Source organism: Algoriphagus resistens (assembly GCF_001442615.1).
Lineage (GTDB): Bacteria > Bacteroidota > Bacteroidia > Cytophagales > Cyclobacteriaceae > Algoriphagus > Algoriphagus resistens.
On record NZ_LMXN01000004.1, the window covers coordinates 268,604 to 291,159 of the forward strand.

Here is a 22,556-nt window from a genome sequence, read left to right on the forward strand (position 1 = left end):
TAAGGCTTAGGGTATATTTGCAGCTATCATATTCAATCAAAAGTGCTTCCATCCCTGTGCCTTGATCTGTACAGCGGTCCCGCTTTTGGTGACCAGGAATTTCCCTTCTTCAGACTTTGTAATATGTCCAATAAAGTGGATGTCCGGATGCTTCTCCAGCTTCGTGAAATCTTTTTGGTCAATGGTGAATAGCAACTCATAATCCTCTCCCCCATTCATCACACAGGTGATTGGATCGAGATTCAACTCCACCGCAGTATCAAACGTCTGCTTGTCAATAGGAAGCTTGTCTTCATAGATCGTAGCACCTACCCCTGAAGCTTTGCAGATATGGAAAATCTCAGAAGCCAGTCCATCCGAAATATCCATCATACTGGTCGGCACCACTTCCATTTCCCGAAGCTCATGGATGATGTCCACCCGCGCATCAGGCTTAAGCTGGCGTCCTGTCACAATAGTATACTTACCCAAATCCGGCTTCATGTCCGGGTTCGCCAGGAAAACCTCCTTCTCACGCTCCAAAATCTGCAATCCCACCAAAGCTGCACCAAGATCACCTGTCACACAAAGAATATCATTTTCCTTGGCTCCGGATCTATAAGAGACTTGCTCAGGCTTGGCTTCCCCAATAGCGGTCACAGAGATCACCAGACCACTTCTTGAAGCAGTAGTATCACCACCTATCAAATCTACTCCGTAGTGCTCGCACGCAGCATGAATACCTTCGTAAAGCGCATCTATTGCCTCCACAGAGAACCTGTTTGAAAGCGCAATGCTTACTGTGATCTGCCTTGGAATAGCATTCATAGCAGCCACATCGGATATATTGACCGCCACAGCCTTGAACCCTAGATGAGGCAAAGGCGCATAGGATAAATCAAAATGCACGCCTTCAACCAATAGATCCGTGGTAATGACTTTCACCAGTTCACCGCCTTCAATCACTGCAGCGTCGTCTCCAATGCCTTTCAACGTACTGGAATTTTTAATAATTACTTTTTCATTCAGATGATCGATCAAGCCGAATTCACCCAAATCACTTATTTCTGTTCTCTTTTCTGACATAATATTTCTCTCTCGCAGCGACACAACGGCGCAACAGTTTTAATTCATTTAATCTTTTGGTATCTACTAGAAAATCAGATTTACGAAGGACGAATTACCAGATGAACAGCAAAGTTGATGTCTTTCTACAAACTTTATCACTATTCAACTTTGTCACCTCGCTCAATCTTCACTGCTGAATTTTTCACCACCAAGGCGGACAGTCAATTCAAATCTCCCAATTTTTCAATTAGCCCCTCCTCTCCTGACACAATTCGATCAATACCCCATTTGTGCTTCTAGGATGTAAAAATACCACTAATTTATTGTCCGCGCCCAGTTTTGGCGTTTCATTCAGGATTTCGAAGCCTTCAGCTTTCAAGCGCTCAACTTCAGAATAGATATCCTCCACATCAAATGCGATATGATGCACTCCTTCCGATCTTTTTTCCAAGTATTTGGCAATTGGACTACTTTCATCAGTTGCCTGAAGCAGTTCCACTTTCGTTTCCCCGACTTGGAAAAAGGAAGTAGCTACATTCTCTCCCTCAACTTCCTCTATTTTAAAATGCTTTTTCCCCAATAATTTTTTGAAAAGGGAATTTGAACTTTCCAGATTCTTCACAGCTATCCCTATATGCTCGATTTTCCTCATGTTTAAATTTGCTATATTTGCACTGAATCTTTTTGGGTAAACTGCTGTTTTCCCCATACTTCAACTTAAGACAAAGTAATAAATAAAGATATGATAATCGTTTCTGACAAAGCCAAAGAGCGCATCCTGGAGCTCAAAAAAGAGGAAGGACGCGCAGAAAATGAAAATATCCGCGTTTCGGTGAAAGGTGGGGGCTGCTCAGGTCTCATGTACGACTTGGGCTTTGATGGCACCCAGGTGGAGACTGACCACGTATTTGAAGATAAAGGAGTGAAAATTCTTGTGGATAGAAAAAGCTTACTTTATCTGGCTGGAACTACGCTGGAATTTACGGATGGATTAAATGGAAAAGGCTTCCAGTTCGTCAATCCAAACGCCAGCAGAACATGTGGATGCGGCGAAAGCTTCTCAGTATAGATCCATATAAACTCTTTTCCAAATCCTATATAGAAAAGGCGCTAACTATTTTAGTGCCTTTCTTTTTTAGTGCCTTTCTTTTTTGAAAGTTTCTGTTAGAAACTACGGCTATACGCTGAAATAGGCATTGAGTACCACTTATTGTACTTGACAACCCTCTAATCCATCCATACTTGGCCTCTGCACGGTAGAGAATCCAAGTTCATGTAGTTTTTATTATTTCGTTAACCTGTTATGAACGTTAAATGAGGAATATAGTCCGTAAAGAAAAATCAAAGCAACTTAAGCACTTCATCCAGCAGCAATATGCTTTTGATCATTTTTCACTCTTGGTGGTGAGCTAAAAACACACCTCTCCACTTGTATAATTAAAAACAGGTTAATTATAACAAAAAGATGCAGAAAGTTGATATCTATAACATTTCTTTCGAACTAAACGTATAAATTTGATTAGGTTATTCATAGATAGTCAACTATTTTCCATAAACTTAAATCAACTTAAATGAAGAAAAGTTTACTAAGTCTACTGGCTCTTTTCATGCTCTTCAGCATAGAGTCATTAGCTCAAAATCGAACTATTTCTGGTGTGATTATTTCCGGAGAGGACAATCTTCCTTTGCCGGGAGTTAACATCAGAGTGAAGGGCACCACTACGGGCACTATCACGGACTTAGATGGAAAATACTCCATCGAAGCGGCCTCAGGAGAGACATTGGTCTTTTCATTTGTAGGATTCACTACCCAAGAGATTCTCATCGAAAATCAAAGTACCATAGACTTGACTATGGGAGAAGACGCCAAGGTATTGGGAGAAGTTGTAATCGTAGGTTATGGCACTGTGGAAAAGCGGGAATTAACAGGTTCTGTGGGACAGATAAATGCCGAGGCGATTCGTGATGTGCCGGCTTTAGGAGTAGACCAAGCCCTCCAGGGAAGGATTGCCGGCGTTCAAATCACGCAAAATTCAGGGACTCCGGGCGCAGGTATTTCCATGCGTATCAGAGGGTCTTCGTCCATATCGGCATCTAACCAGCCTTTATTTGTCATTGACGGAGTTCCTATGACCACCGGAGATCCATCGCAGCTAGGTTTTGGAGGCCAAACCACCAACGCTCTTGCAGATCTTAACCCAAGCGATATTGAATCAATGGAGGTGTTAAAAGATGCTGCTGCAGCCGCTATTTATGGCTCAAGAGCCGCTAATGGGGTTGTGTTAATTACAACTAAGAGAGGGGCTGATCAAAAAACCCAAATTAACCTTAATGTATACGGAGGAACTCAGCAACTCTGGAAAAAACCTGATTTCTTGGATAGAAGAGGTTACCTGGATCTCATGAATGACGCAATAGGGGACTTTGTAGCTGCTGATTTCGAAATTGACAGAGCAGATGTGAGTGACACTGATTTACTGGATTGGTTCTATGGTGGTATTCCTTACGAAGAAACTGTAAATACTGACTGGGTAGATCAGGTGACCAGAAGCGCTCCCATACAAAACTATGAACTCAGTGTAAGCGGCGGAAATGAAAAGACTAAATACTACTTATCAGGAAACTACTTTGATCAACAAGGAACTGTAATCAATTCAAGGTACAGCAGAATTTCTACCCGTTTCAATTTAGATCATAAAGTAAGCGATCGCTTTGATATTTCATTTAATTCGGGAATCAGTAGAGCTATTCAGAATAGAATAGTATCTGACAATACCCTGAATGGTCCTTTTGCAAACTCGTTGGCAGCCTCACCTTTGTGGCCTGTTTATGAAGAAGACGGAAGCTATACACGCCCTCAGTTTTTCTATTCCAATCCGGTAGCTGAAGGAACTGAAAATGATAATGACAACCAATCCATTCGGATTTTTACCAATGTTCTTGGCAAATACCGAATTCTTGAAGGACTTAATGTAAATGTGCGTGGTGGAGCAGATATCCTGAATTTTCAGGAAAGAAGGTACACCGCAAATAATTATCCTGGCAGTTCCTCTGCTGCAGAAGGTGGATCTGGTTCATTTGGCACATTCAACCCAATCAAATGGGTGGCCGAAGTGTTTGTTGATTACACGAATACATTCAATGAAACCCATAATCTAAGTATTGTAGCAGGCCACAACAGAGAAGAAAACCTTATCTCATCCTCTTTTGTCAGGGGCATTCAATTCCCGGGAGAGAGATTTAGATACATTGGGGCAGCTGCATTGGTAAACGAAGGCACCAATAATTATGTAGGGTGGGGTCTGGAATCCTATTTCGGTAGAGTTAATTATAACTACAATGAAAAGTACCTTATGAGTGCTTCATTCAGAGCAGACGCCTCATCCCGATTTGGCCCAAATAACAGGTGGGGTTATTTCCCTTCAATATCAGCAGGGTGGAGAATAAACGAAGAGAATTTCATGAAAGACGTAGATCTGTTCTCTGATCTAAAAATCCGCGGTTCATTTGGACTTACAGGAAATCAGGAAATCGGAAACTTCTCCTGGAGAGGACTAGTTGGGTCCGGAAATTATTTGGGCGCACCTACCATTGTCCCTGTTCAATTGGGAAATCCTGATCTGAAATGGGAAAACACTTCCCAAACTGACATCGGTATAGATCTTGGAATTTTCAACGGTCGAGTAACTCTAATAGCTGATTACTATTACAAAAAGACCACAGATTTGTTATTTGCCAGGCCTCTACCTACCCAGAATGGGTACCTCAATTACCAATCCAATATAGGATCTGTCGAAAACAAGGGGTGGGAATTCACCCTTTCAACTGTCAACGTGGACAAGCCAAATGGTCTCAGTTGGAGAACTGATCTAAACTTAACCTTCAACAAAAATAAAATACTTGAACTGTATAACGGCGAAGATGTATTCTACGGTTTTGGAGGCAATTCCATCGTATTGAGAGAAGGCCAACCGATCGGAACATTCTACGGGCTAATCTCCGATGGTGTATTTGCGACTCAAGCTGATGTCCCGGAATCTAGGCAAGAATTTGGAATTCAAGCCGGTGACATCAACTATAGAGATGTCAATAATGATGGAATTATCACTGATGATGATTATACAATTACCGGAAATGCCCAACCTAAGTTCTTTGGAGGCTTTACAAACACATTGACTTACAAAGGATTTGACTTACAGCTCTTCATGCAGTTTTCTTATGGAAATGAAATTTGGAATGCTGCAGGATCTTACCAGGAAGGGATGTTTGCAAACTACTTCGATGATAACAACAAAGCTACTGTGGAAGGAAGGTGGAGATCAGAAGCTAACCCAGGCAATGGATCAATTCCAAGAGCTTCGGTAGACGTATCAGCCAATAGAAATAACCAGTCCAATTCCAGTAGATTTATTGAGGATGGCTCTTACCTACGTGTAAAAAACCTAGTTCTGGGATACAAGCTTCCCCAACCTTTGATCGAGCGATTGAATTTGAGAAGTGTAAGGCTATATGCTCAGGCTCAAAACCTATTTACATTTACAGACTACTCCGGATTTGACCCGGAAGTGAATTTTGATGGAACCTCTAATACAACCATTGGAGTTGACTTCTACACATTTCCGCAACCAAGAACCTATACTTTCGGCGCAAACATTGGATTTTAATCGTCATGAATAGAAAAAACATATATCAATATATCGTATTGGCACTCTTTGCTGTTTCCTGTGACACACTGGATCAAGAGCCTGTCAATCAAATCGAAGTGGATGGTGCTATCACCACCAATGCAGGCATACAGCTTGCCCTTAAAGGGATGTATGACGGTATGCAAAGCGAGGATTATTATGGATTCAGGTACTTGTTATATCAAGACACATATACTGACAATCTTGCACATTCAGGGACATTTACTACTGACCAAGAAGTAAGTTCTAGAAGAATAAATCCTTCTAACCTACAACTTAGAACTACGTGGAGGAGAATGTATGAGGTAATCCGAAATGCGAATTTCGTGCTTTACTCAATTCCTTCTGTAGATAATATCACGGCGGAAGAAGCTACTGCAATAGAAGCGGAAGCGCGTTTCCTTCGGGCTTTTGTACATTTTGATCTGTTAAGAGTCTTCGGAGGCGTACCGATTATCACAGACTTTATAGAAAATACAGCTTCTCTAGATCTATCTGCCCGGGCTTCGGAAGAAGAAGTCTATAACTTTCTCATAAGTGAATTGACTTTTGCCGAAGCCAATATGGGAGACACGCCCGACAGGCCTTTTAGAGCTGGTTCTTTGGCTGCCACTGCATTGCTTGCCCGTATACATTTACAGGCAGGGAATTTTGCCGAAGCGGCAACCAAAGCTTCCGAAGTTATCGAATCGGGGAATTACACCCTTCAAACTTCATACTCGGACCTATTCTCCATAAAGGGAAACAATGAGATGATACTGGAGCTTAATTTCACGAATGTCGATGGTGATCAAAGTCTACTTGCCATTGCCTCTGACCCATCTACAGGTGGTCAGAAATTTTATCTAAGACCTCCTTTTTTCACTGAATTTCAGGCTTCAGCGGATCAGGGGGATGTGAGATTTGATGCATCTGTTTTGGATGACGGCACAAGATTGAGGGCTGTTAAATATTACAGATCTTCCACTAATGATGACAATGTCCCCCTTCTAAGATTAGCTGAAATGTATCTGGTCCGTTCGGAAGCAAATGCAAGGGCAGCAGGAACAGGAGCATTATCAAACCTTAGTATCCTTGACGACATCAATGTAATCAGAGCAAGAGCCGGATTGGAAGAATTAACAACCACAGACCTTCCTACTGTACAGAGTGCCTTGGATGAAATACTGGTTCAAAGAAGATTTGAATTCGCTTTCGAAGGACATCGTTACTCCGATCTACAGAGATATGGGCTAGTCTCAGAACTTTTTCCAGCCAACGAGCAATTCCGTGTTCTATGGCCAATCCCTCTTCAGGAAATCGAAGTCAACAATAACCTGGTCCAAAATCCAGGATACTAGAAATTCTCATTAATTTAATATGTCTTAGAAAAGGTTGCTTTCGCAGATGAAGGCAGCCTTTTCTTTTAAATAACCATCATTTTAGGAGAGTAATTTAATTTCGATGGCTCCATTTCTTACCTTTGCAGCCATTATATAAACCCCAACTATGGAAGAGCAAATCAAAAAAATCCAACTCAATGACTTGCACGTTGCCCTTGGCGGCAAAATGGTGCCTTTTGCAGGATATAATATGCCTGTACGCTACAGTTCAGACAATGAAGAGCACCTTTGTGTAAGGACTGGCGTTGGCGTTTTTGATGTGTCCCATATGGGTGAATTCATGGTGGAAGGTCCAGAAGCGCTGAATCTGATCCAAAAAGTAACCTCAAACGATGCCTCCAAAATCGTCAATGGTCAGGCACAATATTCTTGCTTTCCCAATGAAACCGGTGGAATTGTGGACGATCTGATCGTTTACAAGTTTGATGACCAGAAATACATGCTCGTGGTAAATGCTTCCAATATTGACAAAGATTGGGCTTGGGTAAACAACCTCAATACGATGGGCGCTAAGCTCACTAACATCTCGGACGGAATTTCACTTTTTGCCATCCAAGGCCCAAAGGCTATCGAAGCTGTCCAGAGGTTGACTCCAGTGAATCTTTCTGATGTGAAATTCTATCATTTCACCGTAGGGGAATTTGCCGGAGTCCAGGATGTGATTATTTCTGGAACCGGCTATACGGGAGCTGGTGGATTTGAAATCTATGTAAAAAATGAAGATGCTGAAAAAGTTTGGAATGCTATTTTCGAAGCAGGAAAAGCCTTTGACATCAAGCCTATCGGTCTGGGAGCAAGAGATACACTCCGGATGGAAATGGGCTATTGTCTCTACGGAAACGACATCACGGATACCACTTCCCCGCTGGAGGCAGGATTGGGATGGATTACCAAATTCACCAAAGATTTCACCAATTCCGAAGCGCTAAAAGCCCAAAAAGAGGCTGGCGTTTCCAAGAAATTGGTTGGCTTTATCATGCAGGAAAGGGGTATTCCAAGAGGACATTATAAAATTGTTGATGCAGAAAGCAATGAAATCGGTGAAGTAACTTCAGGCACTCAATCTCCAAGCATGGGAGTAGGAATCGGCTTGGGATATGTGAAAACCGAATTCAGTAAAGCCGGAACTGACATTTTCATCCAAGTACGGAACAAGAACCTTAAAGCTAAAGTGGAAAAGCTTCCACTGTTAAAAAAATAAATGCAACAAGTAGAAATCTGCTTCAGTCCTGAACTGATTCACTTGCACGATCTGCAGGGAAAAATTGTGGTGGTGGTCGATATATTTCGTGCCACCTCTACCATGGTAGCTGCTCTGGCCAATGGAATCTCTGAAATAAAAACTTGTGCTGATCTAGAGGAATGCCGTGCTATGGCAGTCAGCGATTACCTGATTGCCGGTGAGAGAAATGGAATCACTGCTGATGGATTCCAGCTAGGAAATTCTCCTCTCTCCTATCTTAGCGGGGAATTTCAAGGGAAAAAACTTGCAATGACCACGACGAATGGAACGCTGGCGATTTCTAAATCAATTGGAGCTGATGAAATTCTAATCGGTGCTTTTCCCAATCTTCAAGCAACTGTCCGTTACATCCAATCCCGACATAAGGATGTCTTGATCCACTGTGCGGGATGGAAAGGAAAATTCAATCTGGAAGATTCCCTTTATGCAGGAGCACTGGCAAAAGCGCTGGAAGTTACCCATGCGGCAGAGGATGACGGAGCCATAGCAATGAAATCTCTCTATGAAAAGGAGGGGCACGACCTGAAGGGGTTTCTATCCCAAGCATCACATGCCAAGCGTCTTCAAAATCATAACATCGATTCAGATATAGATTTTTGCCTGACCTTAGATCTATTTTCATTGGTAGGAAAGGTGGAAAATGAAACATTAATTGCGGTGGGCAATTGGTAATTTCATACTCTTACTTAAAATCCACGCTACAAAACCCGATATGATTTCTATCGGGTTTTGTTTTTAATAGGACTATTTTCCCCCATTTAGGATCAGATAATCTCATTCTAAAATTGTTTAAAACCCTATTTATATTTTGGCGTTTATCGATTAGTCCAAACCACTGACTAACCCACTTTTACTTATGAAAAACGGAACAATGATGCAATTTTTCCATTGGTATACCCCAGAAGATATGCTTTGGAAAGAAGTGAAAGAAAAGGCAGAGTACCTGGGATATCTCGGGGTCACAAGTGTATGGCTTCCTCCTGCTTCCAAAGGAATGCTCGGAGGAAGGAGTGTAGGATATGACACCTACGATTTATTCGATTTAGGAGAATTTGATCAAAAGGGAAGCGTAAGGACCAAATATGGCACAAAGGATGAATTCATAGAAGCAACCCAGGCACTGCATGATCGAGGTGTACAGGTGATTGTTGATTTTGTTTTTAATCACAAAGCCGGTGGAGACGAGGTAGAACTGGTGCAAGCCATACGTGTCAACGAGGAAAACCGCCTCGAAAACAATTCTCAACCGTTTGAAATAGAAGCTTTTACTCGCTTCACTTTTCCAGGAAGAAATGGTATCTATTCGGAGTTCATCTGGGATAAGCACTGCTTCACTGGTGTGGACTATGATCATCGCACTCAGGAGCACGGTATTTTTAATCTGTTGAGCGAGTATGGGAACGATTGGGAGCATATGATTGACGATGAAAAAGGGAATTATGACTTTCTGGTGTTCTGCGATATTGAATTCAGAAATCCTGCTGTCCGTGATGAACTCCTCAACTATGCTACCTGGCTTCATGGGTTGACATACTATGATGGGATACGGTTGGATGCTGTCAAACATATTCCCCCACAGTATTTCAAGGAATTCCTGTATTTCCTTCGGGAGAAAATTGGCAAAGACATATTTGCTGTAGGCGAATATTGGGCACCCGGGCATCTGGAATTACTTACCAGATATATTGAAGCGACCGAAGGAGCCATGAGTTTATACGATTCTGTCTTGCAGCATAATTTCCACATTGCTTCCAACTCGGGAGGTGACTATGATCTGCGTAGGATTTTTGATAAAACATTGGTTTCCCACTCACCTGAACTAGCGGTTACCTTGGTAGATAATCACGATACGCAACCCTTGCAAGCCTTGGAAGCTCCCGTGGAATTTTGGTTTAAACCTCTGGCATATGCACTGATTTTACTGCGCAAAGATGGTTATCCCTGCGTTTTTTATCCCGATCTGTTTGGAGCGAGCTATTGGGACAAAGGCAATGATGGCCAGGATCACGAGATCTTTATCAATAGAGTGGCTGAGTTGGAAAATATGCTTTATGCCCGGAAGGATTTTGCTTTTGGTACCCAGCGGGATTACTTCCACTCTGCAAATGCGATCGGCTGGATCAGAGAAGGGGATGAAGAGCATAGCGGTTGCGCCGTAGTCATGTCGAATAGCGACGGAGTTACCATTTCTATGGAAATTGGATCACGCTATGCCGGAAAGAAGTTCAGAGATATGCTGGGAAAAGTCCCAGATGAAGTCTGGGTAAATGAATCCGGCTGGGCCGACTTTCATTGCACTCCAGGTTCCGTTTCCGTCTGGACTGAAGCGGATTGATTTGATTTCAACAAGCTGGCAATACCTGCCGGCTTTTTTCTTTTTCTTCCTACTGATCAAAAGTTCCTGGAATTCATCTTTTAACTACAACGCAAATGGTATAGATTAAGACCATGAAACCAACCTGGAAATTTGAAAACAATTTTTTGAGATCTCTCCTTCTTATGGTAGCACTGGGGCCTATCTATTTGCCCAGCTATGGCCAATCCTCCAAACCGAACGTCCTACTTATAGCCGTAGACGATCTAAGAGCTGAACTTGGGCATTTTGGAAATACTGCGATCATCACTCCAAATCTTGATAAACTGGCATCTGAGGGAGTAAGTTTCACAAATCACTTTGTGCAAGTTCCGACATGTGGCGCTTCACGTGCTGCTTTTCTCACAGGAAAAAGACCTAGAAGAACCGCTGAATTGGGAAATAATATCATGGCCGATGAATTCCGGAAAAAGCCGGAAGCTGAAATACCTGAGACATTTATCCATCATTTACGAAGGAACGGCTATCATACCGTGGGAATTGGAAAGATTTCGCATTCCGCTGACGGTTATGTTTATGGATATGAGGAAGAGGTCTCTGACCAAAAAGAATTGCCTTATAGCTGGGATGAATTACTTTTTGATAATGGAAAATGGGGGACTGGATGGAATGCTTTTTTTGGATATGCTGACGGTGGAAATCGCCAAAGTATGAAAAAACAGGTAAAACCCTATGAGGCCGGGCAGGTAGATGATTTAGGTTATCCTGATGGACTTACTACACAGTTAGCGATCAAAAAACTCAGAGAGCTGAAAAAGCAATCTCAGCCGTTTTTTCTGGGAATAGGTTTGTTCAAACCTCACTTACCCTTCACAGCCCCGCAGAAATACTGGGATCTATATAATGAAGATGAGATCCCACTGCCAGCTAATCCAGAAAAACCTAAACATGTCTCAAACAGCAGCTTGATAGAAAGCGGCGAGTTCAATCAATATGCTCTTGGGGAGGAAAAAGCAGGGTTGGACCGGCGGCTTTCTGAGGCTTATGCCAAGAAAATCAAACATGCTTACTACGCCGCGGCCAGTTATTCAGATGCGCAGATCGGATTGCTCTTAGCAGAGCTTGAAGCGCTGAAACTTGATCAAAACACTATTGTAATCGTATGGGGGGATCACGGCTGGCACTTAGGTGAGCAACAGATTTGGGGCAAGCATACACTTTATGATAATGCACTTAACAGCGTATTGATTTTTAAAGTACCTGGTAAGAATATTTCCAAAATCGAGGATACAATCGTAGAATCAGTGGACATCTATCCTACCTTGATGGAATTGCTCGGAATAGAAAGCCCTGTCGGTTTAGATGGAGAGAGCTTTGTGAATGTACTAAATGGTGTAAAAGGAGCAAATGAGCAAGTTGCTTATTCATACTATAACAGCGGGATTACCCTGCGGACTGAGCGATACCGATTGACCAAGTATTTTCGTGAGGCGGAGCCAGTCATAGAACTTTATGACCATCAGAGGGATCCGTTAGAATCAGTAAATATCGCAGTGGAATACCCAGGTATTGTAGCCGAACTGTTACCGCTGTTGGAAAAAGGAAACAGTGGATTATACGACCGAAAGTAATTCATTTGAACGTAACTCATTTTCTATTTGAGTTTCTCATTGCTCTTGTGTCTGTCGATGTCTCTGATATTCTTTTTCTCAAAGTTCTTTTTCATCGCTTCGGTAAGGTCTACACCGGTTTGATTCGCAAGGCAGATCAGCACCCAGAGTACATCTGCCATTTCATCGCCTAGATCCTTCCCTCTATCAGACTCCTTGAAGGACTGCTCGCCATAGGTTCTGGACATAATCCTCGCCAGTTCCCCTACCTCTTCCATCAAAATGGTCATATTGGTAAGTTCATTGAAATAGCGTACACCAATCGTATTGATCCAATGGTCTACCTGCTTTTGTGCTTCGGAGAGTGTGATTTCGTTTGTCATAGTAGCTGATTGCGTTTGTCAAAATTAACAATATATAGGAATGCATTTTCCCAAACTGGCATTCAATGGGTTCGGTTATTGCAGCGTGGAAGTTTTTGTGAAACCGGTGCATTATCCTTTTAAAAAAGTAGGCAAACCTAATGAGTCAGTATTTTGAGGCAATCCGTACCTCCATTCTTTATTTTCCCCTAATCGCTGTACTGAGTTTTGTACCATATGCCTATTTTCAATACAGAAAAGTCGGCTACGTCCAATTCAACAGAAGTTTGGTGTTTTACATTTTTGCGTTTTATGCGATGACGGCATTTTTCCTGACCATTTTGCCTTTACCCGAAATTACTGAAGATTTCTGCGCAAGGAGAGCCGGAAAAGTAATTCCAAGTTTTTTCCCCTTTCGATTTGTAAAAGATACTTTCCGGGAGGTTCAGGGCAATATTTCATTATTCAGTATTGTAAAAAGCAACGCCTTTATGGTGACGGCTTTTAATGTGTTATTACTGATGCCACTTGGATTTTTTCTAAGGTATTTATTTCAAATCAGGTACGTGGCCATAGCAACATTCATAGGCTTACTATCTTCTCTCTTTTTTGAGGTTACTCAACTCACGGCACTTTACGGGTTGTATCCCTGCCGCTATAGACATTTTGAAGTGGATGATTTAATCACAAATACATTTGGGTGCTTTATTGGATTTGTCATTGCCAGGTACTCTGATCTTCTGCCCAATGTATCGAGAAAGCCTCTTTTAAACCAGAGTGATGTCACGCTAACACAGCGCTTTCTGGCAATTTTCGTGGATTCATTGCTGGTTATTCTATTTACTTCCTATATCATTGAAGGTATTTCTACCAATATCTGGCTGTTGTCTCTGATGAAAGTTGGTCTTATTTTCTTCTATTTTATTCTGGTCAGTAAGCTCACGAATGGGCAGACATTTGGCAAAAAATTACTTGGAATACGGATTATCAGGATGGATGGGCTTAGACTGACCTATAGGGATCTTATTGCGCGGTATGGTATATTTTTGATTCTCCCCTTTTTGGTGGGTGAAATCTCAAGGTTTTTAATAGACACCCGTTTTGACGATAAACTGTATTTATTCCTGTATCTGCTTTTTTTGGCCATATGGTTTTTTGGTACAGTCATGGTCACCTTCATCCGAAAAGACCATCGGGGATGGTTGGATAGATTTGCCCATACTACACAGGTTCTTGTAAATCGCAATAACGCCGGGTACTAAGGCTTTTTGGAAATTCTTGACTTAGAATCATAGTATTCTTGAAAATTTTCTATTATGTATCAAAATGATGGTTTAAATTGAAGCCTGTGATTTTGTAACTCTTACTTTCACCTGAAACCAAAAACCACCGCTTACGCCATGAGAAATTTTATTGCGCTACTTTCCATCCTCTTAGTTTCCATTTCTTGCGTCACAAAGGAAGATTCCAAGCCACTTCCTCGCGTCGCCATTGCAGGCCTAGCCATTGAGTCTAGTACGTTTTCCCCTGCTACCAGCGATGTCGCTGCTTTCCGTACCAGAGAAGGATCAGATATTTTTAATTATTACCCATTTCTGGATTCGGCTTCTGCAGATAGAGCAAGAGCGGAATGGTTTCCTACGTTGAGAGGACATGCCATCCCTGGTGGAATTGTGACCCGGGAAGCCTATGAAGAATTGGTTGGCAAAACCTTGGACATGCTGAAAGAAAATCTGCCTTATGACGGCCTTTTCTTCGATATCCATGGTGCAATGAGCGTAGTAGGTCTTGATGACCCAGAAGGCGATTTTATCATCCGGGTGAGGGAGATTGTTGGGCCAGAAACTTTGATTTCTACCTCTATGGATTTGCACGGAAATGTATCCCGGCGATTGGCAGAAAATACAGATCTTATTACATGCTATAGAATGGCACCACATGAAGATGCTTTGGAATCAAAGCAAAGGGCGGTGGAAAACATGTTGGATCGATTGGAAAGCGGCAAAGGCAAACCTGCCTACAAAGCGTGGATTCCTGTTCCGATTTTACTTCCTGGTGAAAAGACAAGTACTAGAATCGACCCAGGTAAAAGTCTCTACGCGAAAGTAGATCCGATAACCAAAAAAGAAGGTGTGATCGATGCCGCAATATGGATTGGATATGCCTGGGCAGATGAGCCAAGGAATCACGCAGTAGTCATGGTCACCGGAGATGATCAAAAGGCAGTAACTGAGTCAGCAGAAGAGCTGGCCAAGAGTTTTTGGGACGTTCGGAATGAATTTGAATTCGTGGCTCCTGTAGCAACTTTGGACGAAAGCTTAGATAGGGCAATTGCTTCAGACAAAAAGCCCTTTATGATTTCAGATATGGGCGATAATCCCACTGCCGGGGGAGCCGGTGATGTAACCTGGACGTTGACTGAAATACTGAGCAGACCTGAGTTCCAATCTGAAAATGGTCCTACCTTGATTTATGCTTCTATTCCAGGTCCTGAATTTGTTGAGAAAGCAATTGCAGCTGGTGTAGGCGGGAAAGTTGAAGGAACAGCAGGAGCAGCAATTGACAACAGGTTTGCACCACCTGTTTTGCTTAAGGGAACTGTTGAGGCGATCAAAGAAGGCGATGGAGCTGCCGAAGTGGAAGTCGTAGTGAAAGTAGGCTCCGTCCATGTAATCGTGACCAAAAAGCGCAAACCCTATCATAACGAAAGCGACTTTACAAACCTTGGCCTTAAACCAAGAGAAGCTGATATCGTTGTGGTGAAAATCGGTTACCTCGTTCCTGAATTATATGATATGCGAGCCGATTGGGTAATGGCTATGACACCGGGAGGCGTGGATCAGGACTTGGAGCGGTTGGGTTACAAGCGAATCAATCGTCCTATGTTCCCGTTGGATAAGGACATGCCTGATCCAGATTTGAGTGCTCAGTTGGTTCCAGCTGCCGATAAGCTAGATTGATATGACAGAAAATCCTGGGTATTGTTTCTACTATCTAACTATTTTATATTATGATGAACTCCAAACCATCCTCCGTAGAAGAATATCTGAGCTGGTGCTCTCCTGAAGTAAGAGAAAAGCTGGAGCTAATGCGTGCGACAATTCAGAAAGCTATTCCAAAAGCCGAAGAAGTCATCAGCTACAGTATGCCAGCTTACAAAACTACTGAGGTGTTGGTATACTTCGCAGCTGCAAAAAAACATATCGGCTTCTATCCTACCAATAGTGGTGTGAGTGAATTCAAAAAAGAGTTAGAACCTTATGTTACTTCTAAAGGCGCAATACAATTCCCCTTGGACAGACCTTTGCCCTTAGATTTGATCGCTGCCATCAGTCAATTTAGATTTCTTGAAGCTGAGGATCGGGCAAAGCTCAAAAAGAAGAAAGCTTAACCCAGCACTTTTTGACAAGACTTCAAAAAGTTGTCAATTTCCTCCTTTCTATTATAGAGGTGAGTAGAGATCCTGATCGCATCCAGTTTACTCTCAGGAACCTGGCGGATTCTGAATCCTTCTTTGCTTATCAACCCGGCCACTTCCTGATAGTCTCTGCCTTTTGGTTTGAAAGTCACCATACTTATTCGGGATTCCGACTCTGGTGAACTCAGGATAACCAACATGGATTTCATCTCTGAAAGTCCATCATATAGGTATTGATTCAGCCCGCGTATTCTGGTCTCAATTTTTTCTCTTCCAATTTCAGTGTGAAAATCTGTTGCAGCCACCGCTCCCTTCATCATTGGCAGACTTTGGCTTCCATAATCAAAGCGGTGTGCTGTTGGCACATAGCCTTTAAATTCGGGTGGATTCTGATACATATTCCATCCCAGATCCGAATAAGCCCCTATTTGATAGGCTTGAACCTGCTCCAAAATCCCTTCTCTGACATATAGAAAACCTGTTCCATTTGGTCCCAAAACCCATTTATGGTAGCTACTTGCATACAGGTCACAGCCCAAATCATGCAGATCAAGGTCGAATGTTCCAGCTCCATGCGCTCCGTCGATAGCTGTAAATATCCCTTTACTTCTCGCAAAAGCTGAAATTTCCTTGATCGGAAAAACCAGTCCCGTCGTGCAGGTGACATGAGGAATGGCGATGACTTTGGTTTTCGCAGTGACCAGGCTTTTGATCAGCTCAAGATTTTCTTCCTGAGTTGTTTTTGGCTCAAAAGGCTTCAGGACAATCCCATGCAATTTCGCACGGTTCAGCCAAGGCAGTGCATTTCCCACATGCTCATGAAGCGTGATGATCACCTCATCACCAGATTTCAGTGGAAGCCCCCAACACATGATGTTTATCCCTTCTGTGGTATTGTGCGTCAGCGAAATTTCGGAAGTTTTGATTCCCACAAATGCAGCTAATTTTTCACGCTCAGGCTCAATATGCCCATATTCTCCTGAAGAATTTGTCTCAACAAAACAGGTCTGTAAAGCGTCCAAAACCACTTGCGGTGATGGCCCAAAAGTCCCGTTATTCAGATAAACCCTATTTTCTTTGAGCGGAAACTGCTTGCGAACCTCATCCCAATACCCCTCTCCCTGAAGAGAATGGCTGATGGATTTTGGTGTAGTTCGAGTTGGAGAATTAAAAGAAACGAGGCTTGGAATTGCTAAACCAGCACTTATTTTTTGGATAAATGATCTTCTGCTTTTCATCTGTTTATAATTGTCTTTTTAAGGTCATATGGAATCTCGCATGCATTATAATCATCCCAGTGTGTGCCTTTGGAGTCATGCTCGATTTCATAAGGTTAGTGGCTATCTTATGAATTAGGCAATGATTACGAAATAATCAAAGGGAATACTACCAGTGAGCAGAAATATAGGTTGATCGGAATAAGACTAAAGCACATAAGCAGCTCTACTCCAAAAGAGTAAAGGCCTCTTATCCAAAGTCCCAATCTCCAGCCTAAAGTTTTGTGCTGAATGAATGATCTCCGAGTCTATCAATTCAATCCCCGATTGATTACTCCGCTTTTTTGGAAAAATCCCTTGCTTCGAAAATCAATCCAGGCTGATTCAAAAACCGAAGCTGGCTATAGAAATCCCTGGTTAAATTTAATTCCCTGGACTCTTTACTCCTTGGAGCAACTATAGCATTGTTATAGACAAAAACACAATACCATCTTATCTTACTTGGCCTTACCAAGGATTCTTTTCATCATTTTGCGTATACCCGCTATGGCTATTCTTAGCCAGGACTCCATAAATTGCTAGGAATAGTATAAAAACCTTATTTCTATGCCACTCAAAACGTGTCAAAACGGTCATCAGTTTTTTAAATCCAGTGATTGTCCTACTTGCCCTACATGTGAAAAGGAGAGAAAACCTAAAGAAGGGTTTATGCCCAAGCTTTCCGCACCTGCAGGTAGAGCCCTCGAGTCTATGCAAATTGACAGCCTGGAAAAACTTGCATGCTTCACTGAAAAAGAAATTCTCGCTCTTCATGGCATGGGAAAAAGCTCAATACCTAAGCTAAAAGAGGCAATGGCGGAAAAGGGATTGGTTTTCAAATCCCCCCAATAAATTGCATCTTAAAGCCCTCGTTGCAATTCATCCTTATTAGTCCCAAATGATCAATTACATCCTAATTCTATTTCTTGCTTTCAGTTCATTTTCTGCCAATCAGGAAAAGACAGGTGTCGCCAAAACAGACCTTTTCTCAAAAGAACGGACAAGAGTTATCCGCCTGGCAGAAAAATTCAAAAGTCTAAAACCAATCACCGTAACTGCCGAAAGCAGCCCCAGAAGTGCAGGTGGAATCCATGATTTCTATTCCGAGGGAGATTATTGGTGGCCTGATCCGGAAAATCCTGATGGCCCATACATACAGAGAGATGGTCTGACCAACCCGGATAATTTCACCGCGCATCGTGAAGCTATGATCCGCTTTAGCCAGATTTCAGGAGCATTGGCTTCGGCTTATTTGGTGACCAAAGAGGATGACTATGTCACCGCTTTGGCTCCACATCTGAGCGCATGGTTTTTAAACGAGCAAACCAAGATGCATCCAAATCTGCTCTACGCCCAAGCCATCAAAGGAAAAGTAACCGGACGCGGCATTGGCATCATCGACACCATTCAACTGATGGAGGTTGCCAAAGCGATTGAGGCAGTGCAGGATTCCGGGATAATTCCAGCTTCTGAAATCCAGCAGATGAAAGACTGGTTTGCAACCTACCTGGACTGGATTACCACGCATCCCTATGGGATAGATGAGCGGGATCATGGCAATAATCACAGTGTGTGCTGGGCAATGCAGGCGTCAGTTTTTGCGAAGTTCGTCGGTAACCAGGAAGTGCTTGACTATTGTAAGGAAATGTATAAAACAGTTCTTCTGCCCGATCAAATGGCGGAAGACGGTAGCTTCCCGCTAGAGTTGAAGCGAACCAAACCTTATGGTTATTCTCTCTTTACCCTCGATGCAATGGCTACGCTTTGTCAGGTCTATGCAGGCAGTGCAGAGAACTTGTTTACCTACCAAACTCCCGATGGAAAGTCCCTGGCCAGAGGAATTTCATTTCTTTATCCTTACGTAGCAGATAAAGACACTTGGCCATACCAAAAAGATGTGATGTTTTGGGACAACTGGCCCGTGCGACATTCCTTTTTGCTTTTTGGAGGACTTGCGTACAATCAAAGCAGCTACTTGGAGCTATGGAATTCACTCAATGCTGATTTCGACACACCTGAAGTCATCCGAAATATGCCTGTAAGATTTCCTATGCTTTGGCTTTCAGATATAGATAAAATACAAGTTGGTCAATCCGTAAATCCTGATTTTACCACAAAATTACTAGCTTCTGGAGAAATTCGGTATAGTGACTTTGGTGCCAAAGGCGATGGCAGAACCGATGATATGGAAGCTATTGTAGCAGCTCATGAATTTGCCAATGAACATAGACTGCCTGTAAAAGCTGACAAGGGGGCCACTTACTACATCGGAGGAAAAGAACTCACAGCCGTCGTCCAGACTGATACTGATTTTGGAACTGCCTCATTCTTAATTGACGATAGAGAAGTACAAAATCACACTGCACCCGTTTTTTTGGTTAGCTCAAATCTTGATCCATATAAACTAGATGGAATAACCTCACTTAAGAAAAACCAAAAGAAAATCGATATAGAATTACAAGGACCTGCATTGATAACCGTCACTGATTCTAGCACAAAAAGATATATTCGCTTTGGGCCCAACCAGAACAGTGGCACTTCCCAAACAGATATTTTTCTGGTAGATAAACATGGAAATATTGATGAAAAAGCGCCTGTTATATGGGATTTTAGCCAAATAACGGATATTACTGCTCTTCCTATTGACGAAAAAACGCTAAACATCACAGGTGGAAACTTTACTACAATTGCCAACCATGAGAAATCAAAGTACACGTATTATAGCCGGAACATCTCCATTCAACGCTCCAATGTAATTGTAGATGGATTAGAGCACCGAATCAAAGGAGAAGGAGAACATGGCGCGCCTTATAACGGTTTTCTAAACATCAGCAACTGTACCGATATCACTGTGCAAAACACCCTCTTGACAGGACACAAAACCTACCAAACTATCGGTTCAGCAGGAAAGCCTGTTTCTATGGGTTCTTACGATATCATAGTGGGCCGCGCATTGAATGTTTCATTCATTAACTGCAGCCAAACAAATGACATCGATGACAGCACCTATTGGGGAATTATGGGTTCCAATTTCAGCAAAAACCTGCTTTTCGATCACTGTACCTTTTCCCGCTTCGATGCTCACATGGGTGTGGCAAATGCCACCATCCGCAACTCCACACTCGGTCATATGGGAATCAATGCCATTGGCACTGGGATATTTACTGTAGAGAATAGTAACATCCGCGGCAGAAGCCTGATCAACCTGCGTCCTGACTATGGCAGTACCTGGCAGGGAAAATTAATTATCCGCGACTGTACTTTCGTGCCTTCAGGAGGGAAGACAGCCAGTGTAACCCTGTTCAGCGGATCAAATTCTGGTCAACATGACTTTGGCTATACCTGCTATATGCCAGAACAAATCATCATCGAAAACCTACGAATCGACGACTCCAATCATCCTGAAAATTATCTCGGCCCAGCTATTTTTGGAAATTTCAATCCTCAATTGAAAGATGAGTCCTACAGAGAAAAGTTTCCATATATTATCACCCAAGAAGTACGACTAAAGAATGTAACCACTTCCAGCGGAAAGGAATTAAGGCTGAGCGAGAATGAGCTGATGTTTAAGGAAGTGAGGGTGGAAGTTAACTAGGTTTCCCACATCTAACAACGGAATCATTGCTATAGATTGAACAGTTTTAAAGCCCTGAATGTGCGCAATACTCTCTCTGCACACGCGATCTACCTCCTCACGATCCACCCTTAAACCCGTGGTCTGTGCCATCAACCATCAATTTAACTCCATCACCTTCTCCACAGCCTCAGGCACGTCCTCAGCATAATGGCTGACATAGATCAATGTAATGGCACTTCGCACACACATTTGCTGCACGGTATCTTTGAAAAGCCTCCGCTGAAATTCATCCATTCCCTGCGAAGCCTCATCCAGGATCAGGAGTTTGGGTTGCTTGATAACTGCCCGGGCAAGCAAAGTCCAGCGTTGGTTTTCTAGTGAAAGTCGGTTAATAGGGATGTTTGCTACCGACTCCAAGTGAAACAGCTTCATCCAGGATTTAGCTAAAGTTTCCTGTTCCTCGGTCACTTTTTTGAATAATCCCATGGTATCGAAAAACCCGGAAAGGATCACCTTTCTACAGGTTTGGTTCGCAGGAAAGAATCGGCTGAGTTCGGGCGCTACAAATCCTGTGGGCCTCTTTACGTCCCAAATACTCTCTCCTGTTCCCCGCTTACGCCCAAAAAGCCAAAAATTCTGCGAATAGGCCTGCGGATTTTCCCCGATCAGCAAACTGATCAAGGTTGATTTCCCAGAACCATTTGCTCCTTTGAGCAACCAGCGCTCTGCTGACCTTACTTCCCAATTGAAGTTCTTTAGAATCTGCTTATCACCGTACTTAATGTTAATGTTTTCCAGACGGATGACTTCGGTATTTTCTTCAGGATTTTTTGGCAAAAGCGAATCCAGCAACTCCCATTCATACGCAAGCTTTTGTTCACGCCTGGCGGTCAAATGAAAGTCTGCAGCCAACCAGGTTTCTTTAATGCCCCCATCTCCCAATTTGGCCACATGGGTGATCCCCTCCGGAATTTCATTTGCAGATGTAGTCAATAAGACATGCACTCCTTCGGAAATTATCGCTTTCAGGACGTTCCCAAATTCGGCTCTGCTTTTTACATCCAAACCAGTCATTGGCTGGTCCATGAGATAGATCTCCGGCTGTCGCATCAGTCCCAATCCCAGGGCTAAGCGACGGGTTTCCCCGTTGGAGAGCAACAGAACTGACTTATCCAGCAAATGCTCCAATTGTAGCAATGCTGATACTTTCTCCATGGTCCAAGGTCCGGCAACTTTCGCTTTTACCTCTTCCAAATATTCCCGCACCGTGGCAGTTTCCTCTGATTCTGAGGAGTTGAATCGCTGTTGGAAATAGAAGTTTTGCTGGTTCGATTTGTTTCGGATTTCGTAGCGTTGTGACACGTAGGCAATCAGATCTCGAAAGGAATTAATCTCGCCAGCCTCGGTCTTCCCTTGGGTATATTCTTTCGCAAAAGGACGGATAATTCCGCCTTTTGACACCACAGAATTGCCGCGAATAGTTTCTATAAATGCCGTAAGCTCTGCTCCTGAATTACCGATAATAGCCCATTGCTGTCCGGGCCTCCAAGTGAATTCCAGTGATTCGAAAGTTTGTCTTCCCTTAGTGAGAACTTGGGCAGATGTGATTTGTAGAAGTGATTGCAAAATAAGTAGATTCAAAGATTATAAAACTGGAAAATT

Annotated in this window: 17 protein-coding genes; 12 read left to right on the plus strand and 5 right to left on the minus strand. The window is 42.8% G+C overall.

Translation table 11 applies throughout. The annotated features are described in order from the left end of the window. Positions 1-36 precede the first annotated feature (36 nt). Positions 37-1,065, minus strand: a complete 1,029-nt coding sequence (gene thiL, locus AS141_RS09620) for a thiamine-phosphate kinase (protein ID WP_057937434.1) — start codon at positions 1,063-1,065, stop codon at positions 37-39. Positions 1,066-1,294: 229 nt separating this feature from the next. Beyond that, entirely contained in the window at positions 1,295-1,699 is a 405-nt protein-coding gene (gene mce / locus AS141_RS09625; RefSeq protein WP_057937626.1) for a methylmalonyl-CoA epimerase, read from the minus strand. A 90-nt stretch (positions 1,700-1,789) separates the two neighbouring features. Here mce and AS141_RS09630 point away from each other — a divergent pair, with 90 nt between their 5' ends. The 7 genes from AS141_RS09630 to AS141_RS09660 all read left to right on the plus strand — a co-directional run bounded on the left by AS141_RS09630 (position 1,790) and on the right by AS141_RS09660 (position 12,302). Then, complete coding sequence (locus AS141_RS09630; RefSeq protein WP_057937435.1) at positions 1,790-2,116, plus strand: HesB/IscA family protein; 327 nt, start codon at positions 1,790-1,792, stop codon at positions 2,114-2,116. 502 nt (positions 2,117-2,618) lie between these two features. Continuing rightward, the gene (locus AS141_RS09635) at positions 2,619-5,711 is read left to right on the plus strand and encodes a SusC/RagA family TonB-linked outer membrane protein (RefSeq protein WP_057937436.1); all 3,093 of its coding nucleotides are present in this window, start codon (positions 2,619-2,621) and stop codon (positions 5,709-5,711) included. A 5-nt stretch (positions 5,712-5,716) separates the two neighbouring features. After that, a complete protein-coding gene (locus AS141_RS09640) occupies positions 5,717-7,072 on the plus strand; it encodes a RagB/SusD family nutrient uptake outer membrane protein (protein ID WP_057937437.1) in 1,356 nt (451 codons plus the stop codon). Positions 7,073-7,220: 148 nt separating this feature from the next. Next, a complete protein-coding gene (gcvT, locus tag AS141_RS09645; RefSeq protein WP_057937438.1) occupies positions 7,221-8,315 on the plus strand; it encodes a glycine cleavage system aminomethyltransferase GcvT in 1,095 nt (364 codons plus the stop codon). Continuing rightward, complete coding sequence (locus tag AS141_RS09650) at positions 8,316-9,029, plus strand: 2-phosphosulfolactate phosphatase (RefSeq protein WP_057937439.1); 714 nt, start codon at positions 8,316-8,318, stop codon at positions 9,027-9,029. A 184-nt stretch (positions 9,030-9,213) separates the two neighbouring features. Continuing rightward, a complete protein-coding gene (locus AS141_RS09655; RefSeq protein WP_057937440.1) occupies positions 9,214-10,692 on the plus strand; it encodes an alpha-amylase in 1,479 nt (492 codons plus the stop codon). A gap of 113 nt (positions 10,693-10,805) precedes the next feature. Then, complete coding sequence (locus AS141_RS09660; RefSeq protein ID WP_232424863.1) at positions 10,806-12,302, plus strand: sulfatase; 1,497 nt, start codon at positions 10,806-10,808, stop codon at positions 12,300-12,302. Positions 12,303-12,325: 23 nt separating this feature from the next. Here the strand turns inward: AS141_RS09660 and AS141_RS09665 are convergent, their stop codons facing one another. Further along, a complete protein-coding gene (locus AS141_RS09665) occupies positions 12,326-12,664 on the minus strand; it encodes a nucleotide pyrophosphohydrolase (RefSeq protein WP_198293519.1) in 339 nt (112 codons plus the stop codon). A 140-nt stretch (positions 12,665-12,804) separates the two neighbouring features. On the opposite strand from AS141_RS09665, the gene AS141_RS09670 reads away from it, so the two are divergent. The 3 genes from AS141_RS09670 (at position 12,805) to AS141_RS09680 (ending at position 16,034) form a co-directional block, all read left to right on the plus strand. Further along, entirely contained in the window at positions 12,805-13,905 is a 1,101-nt protein-coding gene (locus tag AS141_RS09670; protein WP_057937441.1) for a VanZ family protein, read from the plus strand. Between the two features lie 138 nt (positions 13,906-14,043). Next, positions 14,044-15,603 carry a M81 family metallopeptidase gene (locus AS141_RS09675; RefSeq protein ID WP_057937442.1) on the plus strand — a complete coding sequence of 520 codons (1,560 nt, stop codon included), beginning with the start codon at positions 14,044-14,046 and terminating at the stop codon, positions 15,601-15,603. Positions 15,604-15,653: 50 nt separating this feature from the next. Then, positions 15,654-16,034 (plus strand): iron chaperone, encoded by a 381-nt coding sequence (locus AS141_RS09680; protein ID WP_232424864.1) that lies wholly within the window; start codon positions 15,654-15,656, stop codon positions 16,032-16,034. Here the strand turns inward: AS141_RS09680 and AS141_RS09685 are convergent. Then, positions 16,031-17,299 (minus strand): aminotransferase class V-fold PLP-dependent enzyme, encoded by a 1,269-nt coding sequence (locus tag AS141_RS09685; RefSeq protein ID WP_057937443.1) that lies wholly within the window; start codon positions 17,297-17,299, stop codon positions 16,031-16,033. The two genes, AS141_RS09680 and AS141_RS09685, sit on opposite strands and share 4 nt — an antisense overlap. Positions 17,300-17,884: 585 nt before the next feature. On the opposite strand from AS141_RS09685, the gene AS141_RS09690 reads away from it, so the two are divergent. Both AS141_RS09690 and AS141_RS27275 read left to right on the plus strand, forming a co-directional pair. Further along, positions 17,885-18,169: a helix-hairpin-helix domain-containing protein gene (locus AS141_RS09690; RefSeq protein ID WP_057937444.1), complete on the plus strand. Its 285-nt coding sequence runs from the start codon at positions 17,885-17,887 to the stop codon at positions 18,167-18,169. 46 nt (positions 18,170-18,215) lie between these two features. After that, entirely contained in the window at positions 18,216-20,912 is a 2,697-nt protein-coding gene (locus AS141_RS27275; protein WP_082632243.1) for an alginate lyase family protein, read from the plus strand. Between the two features lie 138 nt (positions 20,913-21,050). Here AS141_RS27275 and AS141_RS09700 read toward each other — a convergent pair whose 3' ends face one another. Beyond that, the gene (locus AS141_RS09700; RefSeq protein WP_057937631.1) at positions 21,051-22,520 is read right to left on the minus strand and encodes an ATP-binding cassette domain-containing protein; all 1,470 of its coding nucleotides are present in this window, start codon (positions 22,518-22,520) and stop codon (positions 21,051-21,053) included. Positions 22,521-22,556: the final 36 nt, after the last annotated feature.